The sequence below is a fragment of the bacterium genome, assembly GCA_030654305.1.
GTDB lineage: Bacteria > Krumholzibacteriota > Krumholzibacteriia > LZORAL124-64-63 > LZORAL124-64-63 > PNOJ01.
In genome coordinates this window covers 1-6306 of record JAURXS010000135.1, presented here as the reverse complement: position 1 = coordinate 6306, position 6306 = coordinate 1, and the positions used below count along the sequence as shown (strand labels likewise).

The 6306-nt window shown below is 75.2% G+C and carries 4 protein-coding genes; 3 read left to right on the top strand and 1 reads right to left on the bottom strand.

What is annotated here, in order from left to right; all coding sequences use genetic code 11:
- The 3 genes from Q7W29_03595 to Q7W29_03585 all read left to right on the top strand — a co-directional run.
- On the top strand, positions 1 to 2783 hold a 2783-nt coding region (locus tag Q7W29_03595; GenBank protein ID MDO9170896.1), incomplete at its 5' end, for a DUF4175 family protein.
- Positions 2780 to 4738: a tetratricopeptide repeat protein gene (locus Q7W29_03590; GenBank protein MDO9170895.1), complete on the top strand. Its 1959-nt coding sequence runs from the start codon at positions 2780 to 2782 to the stop codon at positions 4736 to 4738. The genes Q7W29_03595 and Q7W29_03590, both read left to right, overlap by 4 nt.
- 113 nt (positions 4739 to 4851) lie before the next feature.
- A complete protein-coding gene (locus Q7W29_03585) occupies positions 4852 to 6030 on the top strand; it encodes an asparagine synthetase B (GenBank protein MDO9170894.1) in 1179 nt (392 codons plus the stop codon).
- A 4-nt stretch (positions 6031 to 6034) separates the two neighbouring features.
- Here the strand turns inward: Q7W29_03585 and Q7W29_03580 are convergent.
- Positions 6035 to 6306, bottom strand: a 272-nt coding sequence (locus Q7W29_03580; GenBank protein ID MDO9170893.1) for a CPBP family glutamic-type intramembrane protease, incomplete at its 5' end; no start/stop codon positions are given.

Below are 6306 nucleotides of genomic sequence, written 5' to 3'. Positions count from 1 at the left end.
GCTTCGCGGCGCGGCTGGCGGACGCGCGCGACGATCTGGTGTACCGCTTCCGGCGCGGCCCGTTCACGACCGCCGAGGGCCGCCTGCGCGTTCTGCACCCGCCGCTGCCGTTGATGCTGTCGCTGTCGGTGACCCCGCCGTCGTACACCGGCCTGTCGGCGGCGCGGCACCCGCAGGCGCCGTCGCGCCTCGAGGTCCCGGCCGGCAGCCGCCTGGAATGGCGCGGCCGCGCGAACCACGACCTCGCGCAGGCCGCGATGGTGACCGCCGCGGGGGACTCGTCGGCGTGGAGCGTCGACGGCGTCGAGTTCCACGGCGGCTTGACCGTGACGGGACCGCTGAGCTGGCGCCTGCGCCTGCGGGACGCCGCCGGCCTGGGCGGCCTGTCCGACGCGCCGCACGAGATCGTGGTGCGCGCGGACCGCGCGCCGGTCGCCGAGCTGACGCGGCCGGACGGCGGGACCGACCTGCCGGGCGACGGGCGCCTGGAACTCGCGGCCCGCGCCGAGGACGACTACGGGATCGCGGGGCTGGACCTGCTGCTGCGGCGGGAGGATCCCGAGGCGCCGCAGGACACGGCCTGGGTCCGCCTGCCGGTCACGGCCGCGCTGACCGCGCCGGTCCGCGCCGACCTGGAGGGCGGCGTCGCCGGCTTGGCCGCGGACCCCGCCGCCGACCCGGCTCCCGGACGACTGGGCGCCTCCCTGCACCTGGACGTTTCGCAGCTGGAGTTCGTGCCCGGCCAGACGCTGGCGCTCCAGCTCGAGGCCGCCGACAACCGGCGGCCGGGCGCGCCCGGCCGCGGCCGTTCGCGCGTCCTGCGCTTCACGCTGCCCTCGGCGGCCGAACTGCTGGCCGACCACCAGCAGGGCGAGCAGCAGCGCCTCGAGGACCTGGCCGATCTGCGACGCCGGGGCGGCGACCTGCGCGAGGAGCTCGCGCGGTTGGAGCGCGAGCTGAAGAAGGACCCGCTGCCCGACTTCGCGCGCCGTCAGGAGATCGACGAGGCGCTGGCGCGCCAGCAGGACCTGCAGTCGGGCCTCGAGGACCTGACCGACCGCCTGCACCGGGACCTGGACCGGTTGGCCGCGAGCAACCTCGCTTCGGTCGAGCTGGTCGAGCGGCTGGACCAGGTGGCCGCGTTGATGGATGAGATCCGCGACGAGAACCTCGACCGCCTGCGCGACCAGCTGCAGGACGCCATGGCGCGGCTGGAGGAGCGCGACGTCCAGGAGGCGGTGGCCGACGTGGCCCGGCGCCAGCAGGAGTTCCTGGACCGCCTGGAGCGCGCCGCGTCGCTGCTCGAGCAGATGAAGCGCGAGCAGGAGATGGCGGCGCTCACCGCGCAGCTCGAACAGATGATGCGCGAGCAGTCGCAGCTGATGGAGGGTGAGCGCGACGCCGAGGCGGCGGCGCGCCAGGAGGCCCTGTCCGAGGCGGTCCGCGAGCTGGAGCAGCAGCTGCGCGAGGCGCTCGCGGAGCTGGCGGCAAAGGCGCCGGCAGGCGAGCCGCAGTCGAGCGAGCCGCAGACCGGCGAGCCGCGGACCGGCGAGTCGCCGACGGGCGAGCCGCCGTCCGCCCAGACGATGCGCGAGGCGCTCGAGGACGCGCTGGCGGAGCTCGAGAAGGGCGATCTCGAGGCGGCCCTGGAGCAGGCCGCGGGTTCGCTGAAGTCGGGCGACCAGGCGCCGCAGAGCGCGGCGTCGCAGCAGGAGGCGATGCGGCGGCTGGCGTCGCTCTACAACGTGCTGCTGCAGGGGCAGCAGGCCATGCAGATGGCCATGCAGAATTTCGCCGGCGAGGCGATGCGGCGGCTCGCCTTCGATCTGCTGGAGATCTCGCGCCGCCAGGAGATGCTGGCGGCCTCGATCCCCGCCGACCTGCGCGACGTGCGCGCCCCCCAGCTGGCCCGCGACCAGAAGCGCCTGCTGCGCGCGACCGCGGCCCTGCGCGGCCGGCTCGAGACGGCGCTCGGTTCCTCCGGCGCGATCCCCTTCCGCACGCTGCAGCAGCTGGACAAGCTGGTCGAAGGCATGCAGCCGACCGTCGCGGCGCTCGACGCCGGCTGGGGGCAGCCGGCGCGCGAGGGCGCGCGCGGCAGCCTCGGGCAGATCAACCAGCTGGTGATGAACCTGCTGACCAGCGCCCAGATGGCGGGCGGCGGCGGCGGGGGCGCGATGTCGATGCCGATGCCGTCGCTCAGCCGGCAGCTGGAGCAGATGGCGCGCGAGCAGGCCGGCCTCAACGGCCTGACCGAGCAGCTGCGCCGCCAGCTGGGCGAGCAGGGGATGAGCCAGCAGGCGCGGTCGCAGATGCAGCGCCTGCAGTCGGACCAGCAGGGCGTGGCCCGCGGCATGGGCGAGGCCGCCGATCAGCAGCGCGTGGCGCCCGAAGGCGAGCGGATCCTGGGCGACCTGCGCGAGCTGGCCCGCGACCTCGAGGGGATCGCTTCCTCGCTCGCCGACGGGGAGATCGACGAGCAGACGCTGGAGCGGCAGGAGCGCATCCTCGGCCGCATGCTCGACGCCAGGAATTCCGTGCGCAAGCGCGACTTCGGCCGGCGGCGGGAGAGCCGCGCGGCCGCCGAGGTGTCGGGCCGCCAGCAAGGGAGCGACGGCGGGGAACCCGCGTCGGCGCCGCTCGCGCCCTGGCGCCTGCGGGCCGAACAGCTCGACCGGGTGCCGGCCGAATACCGCGACCTGGTCCGCCGCTACTTCGAGACGCTGCAGGAGCTCGACGCGCCGCGCGGAGCGGGCGGCGCCGACGCGGAGGCCCGCCCATGACCCCGCGCCGTTTCGCCGGCGCTCGCGCCGCCGTCTGCCTCGCGGCCCTGGCCGTGATCGCCTGCCCCGGCCGCTCGCCGGCGGCCGTCGCCCAGGAGCCGCCGGTCAGCGAGGGGCCGCCGGTCATCGAGCGCCTGCTGCGCGGTCGGACGCCCGCGCCCGAAGCCCAGCCGTGGCGCACGCGCCTGCTGGAGGTCGACCACCTGATCCGGCTGGAGAGCTTCGGCCGCGCCGCGACGATGCTGGAGGAGGCCGAGAAGCTCGGCGCCCCGCGCGCCGAGACGCTGACGCGCTGGGTCGCCCTGGCCCAGGGTTCGGGGGACGACGCCCGCGCGGCCGACCTCTGCCGCGAGGGGCTGCGCGAGCGGCCCGGCCAGCTGCGCCTGCTGCGCGCGCTGGCCGAGGCCGAGATGGCGCTGGGCCGGCTGCCCGAGGCGCGCGCCACGCTCGCGACCCTGTTCGACGCCAGCCCCAACCGCACCACGAGCGTCGCCGACGCGATCGGCCTGTGGCGCGCCCACGGCCGTCCCGACGAAGCGCTGGTCCTCTGCGATTCGCTGCGCGCCGCCCACGGCGACCCGCGCATCTTCCAGCGGCAGGCCGCCGCCTGCCTCGTCGAGCTGGACCGGATCGAGGCGGGCATGGCCGAGGCGGTGGACGAACTCAGGAACAACCCGCTGAACCTGCCGCTGGTCCGCGACGAGATGCTGGGGCTGCTGACCGCTCGGGCGCCACGCGAACGGGCCGTCGCGGCCCTGGCGGAACTCGACCGGGACGTGCCGGCCGCCCGCCTGCTGCGCGCCGACCTGCTGCTGCGGCTCGGGCGCGCCGACGCGGCCGCGGCGGCGACCGCCGATCTCACCGCCGATCCCGCCGGCGCGCAGGTCCTGCTGCACGCGGCCGGCATCCTGGCGAAGGAGCTGCCGCTGGAGCCGGAGCCCGAGACGCGCCGGGCCGCCTCCTCCTGGCTGATCGCGACGCTCGAGACCTTGGCCGGCTCGGCGGCGATGCCCCGCGGGCAGCAGCTGCGGGTGCTCGACCTGCTGGCCGGCGTCTGCGAGGACGTGCTGGCCTTCGACGCCCCCGGTCCGGACCAGGCCGCCGTGGCCCGCCGCCTGGATACCGTCCTGGAACTGGTGCGCGAGCGCAGCCCGGGTTCGAGCCGGCTCTACTCCGCGCGCATCCGGCTGGCGGCGTACACGCGCGACGTGTTGGGACGCCCGGCGGAGGCGGCCGCGTCGCTGGAGCGCCTGCTGGTCGACCTGGACCTGCCGCTGGAAGGCGTGGCGCTCGCCCGCCTCGCGCTGGGCGAAGCCTGCTTCGCGGCGGGCGACACGGCGCGGGCCCGGACGGTCCTGACGCGCCTGGGCCGCAGCCCGCAGTTCCGCGACGCCGCGGGCCGCGCCCACTACCTGCTGGCCCTGCTGGACTTCGCGCAGGGCGGCTGGGAAACGGCCCGCGACCGGCTGGCCTCGGTCGCCCTGGACGGTTCCGCGAGCGACGTGGCCAACGACGCGCTCGACCTCGGGCTGCTCATCGCCGAGGAACTCATGCAGCCCACGGGCGGCCCGTCGCGCCTCGCCGCCTACGCGCCGGCGGTCGGGGCGGCCCTGGTCCGCGACGACGCGGCCCGTCGCGCCGCGCTCGAGGCCTTCGTGCGCGACGCGGCGAGCGATGCGGAACAGGATCGCCTGCTGGACCGCGCGCGACTGGAACTGGCCGAGGTGCTGCTGCGCGCCGGCGACGCGGAAGGCGCGGCAGACCAGTGCCGGCTCGTCGCGACGGACCACCCGTCCGGCCCGCTCGCGCCGCGGGCGCTGCTGCGGGAAGGGGAGGCGCTGGTCGCGGCCCGCCGCGAACCCGACGGCCGCGCCGCCTGGGAACGGCTGCTGCTGCAGTACCCCGACGCCCTGGAGGCCGAGGACGCCCGGCTCAAGCTCAGGAGTTCGCCGTGAAACAGACGACACCCGCCCGTCGCGCGCCGGGCACGTTCCTGCGCGCCGCCCTGCTCGCCCTGCTGCTCTGCGCCGCGGCCGCGACCGCCCGCGCCCAGTGGCTGCTGGTGCCCATGGACCTGGAGCAGACCAACCACCTGAAGGCCTACGGCCTGGCCTTCTCGGCGCTGCAGGACGGCGCGCGCGTGACCTGGCTGCTCAACTACCGCGGCGGCAGCTTCCTGATGCGCGACGTGGGCGGCGTCCGCCTGGCCGCGCGCCTGCGCGGCGTGGACTGCGTGGAGGTCGACGACGCCGGGGCGGCCGCGATCCGCGAGCAGATGCAGCAGGGCAACCGGGAAGAGGTGCTGCTGGAGAAGCCGCCGCGCATCGCGGTCTACGTGCCGCCGAACTTCCAGCCCTGGGACGACGCCGTGACCCTGGCCATGGACTACGCGGAGATCCCCTACGACACCGTGTTCGACGCCGAGGTCCTCGCGGGGCGGCTCGCGGAGTACGATTGGCTCCACCTGCACCACGAGGACTTCACCGGCCAGTTCGGCAAGTTCTTCGCCGCCTACCGGCTCGAACCGTGGTACCTGGAGCAGCAGGCGCTCAACGAGGAACTGGCCGCGAAGCTCGGCTTCGGCGCGGTCTGGCGGCTCAAGCAGGCCGTGGCGCTGCGCATCCGGGACTACGTCGAGGGCGGCGGCTTCCTGTTCGCGATGTGCTCGGCGACCGACACCATCGACCTCGCGCTGGCCTACCTGGGCACCGACATCGTGCCGCCGGAGATCGACGGCACGCCGCTGGACCCCGACCGCGAGAGCCGCCGCGACGACGGGCGCACCTTCGCCTTCACCGGCTTTTCGCTGGTGACCAACCCGCTGGTCTACGAGTTCTCCGACCTCGACACGAGCGATTACGCCGGCCTGCGCGGCCCCGAGGCCGACTACTTCACGCTGTTCTCCTTCGCGGCGAAGCAGGACCCGGTGCCGACGATGCTCACCCAGTGCCACGTCAACGTCGTCAACGGCTTCATGGGCCAGACCACGGGATTCCACCGCCGCTTCCTGAAGCGTTCGGTCCTGGTGCTGGCGGAGGTGGAGGGGACCGACGAGGTGCGCTACCTGCACGGCAAGCTGGGGCTGGGGACCTTCACGTTCCTGGGCGGGCACGATCCCGAGGACTACCAGCACGCCGTGGGCGACCCGCCGACGGACCTGGACCTGTACCGGACCTCGCCCGGCTACCGCCTGATCCTGAACAACGTGCTGTTCCCGGCCGCGCGCCAGAAGCCGCAGAAGACCTGACGGTTCAGGCCCGGCGCGCGGCGGCCCGGCGCCGCAGCAGCGCGACGATCCCTGCGACGGCGGCGAGCGAGACCGCGGCCCCGGTCCAGTCCAGCAGCGTGGGCGGCGGTTCCTCCGCGACCAGACCGCCCTGCTCCACCAGCAGGGCCAGCGCCACCGCGTTGTGGACCGCGTGGACGATCACCGCGGACCAGAGCGAGCCGGTCAGCTCGTAGACCGCCACCAGCAGCAGGCCGAGCGCCAGCAGCCCGAACAGGTACCACGGCTCGCCGTGGA

Excerpts from the sequence above, each read along its gene's own strand:
- Q7W29_03585 (MDO9170894.1), top strand. The coding sequence starts at position 4,852 with ATGGACCTGGAGCAGACCAACCACCTGAAGGCCTACGGCCTGGCCTTC.
- Q7W29_03590 (MDO9170895.1), top strand. The coding sequence starts at position 2,780 with ATGACCCCGCGCCGTTTCGCCGGCGCTCGCGCCGCCGTCTGCCTCGCG.